Origin of the sequence: Massilia glaciei (assembly GCF_003011895.2) — a bacterium.
GTDB classification, from domain to species: domain Bacteria; phylum Pseudomonadota; class Gammaproteobacteria; order Burkholderiales; family Burkholderiaceae_D; genus Telluria_A; species Telluria_A glaciei.
Window position 1 is genome coordinate 1 of the sequence record NZ_PXWF02000214.1, and the last position, 426, is coordinate 426.

The following is a 426-nucleotide window of genomic DNA, read 5'->3' on the forward strand; positions in this document are numbered from 1 at the left end:
GCCGCGCTGGCGCGCCCGGCAGCCCCCGCCGGCGCGGCGCGCCAGCGCCCGGCCAGCGCCGGACTCGAGTCGCGCGAAATCCGCGCCCAGCTCGCCCCGCACCGCTACACCACGCTCGCCGCCGAGATCGGCGCCCGGGTCCAGCGCCTGCCGGTGCAGGAGGGCGGGCGCTTCAAGGCCGGCCAGACGCTGGTGAGCTTCGACTGCTCGCTGCAGCAGGCGCAGATGGCCAAGGCGCGCGCGGCCCTGACCGGCTCCGAGCACACCTTCAAGGCCAACAGCCGCCTCAACGAGCTCAATTCGATCGGCAAGGTCGAACTCGACATCTCCGCCGCCGAGGTCGCCAAGAACCGCTCGGAGCTGGCGGTGATGAGCACCATGTCGGGCAAGTGCACGATCGCCGCCCCGTTCCCGGGGCGCGTGGCC

Annotated in this window: 1 protein-coding gene; it reads left to right on the top strand. The window is 73.9% G+C overall.

Translation table 11 applies throughout. The features are described from left to right. Nucleotides 1-426, top strand: a 426-nt coding sequence (locus tag C7C56_RS13045) for an efflux RND transporter periplasmic adaptor subunit (protein ID WP_146204463.1), incomplete at both ends; no start/stop codon positions are given.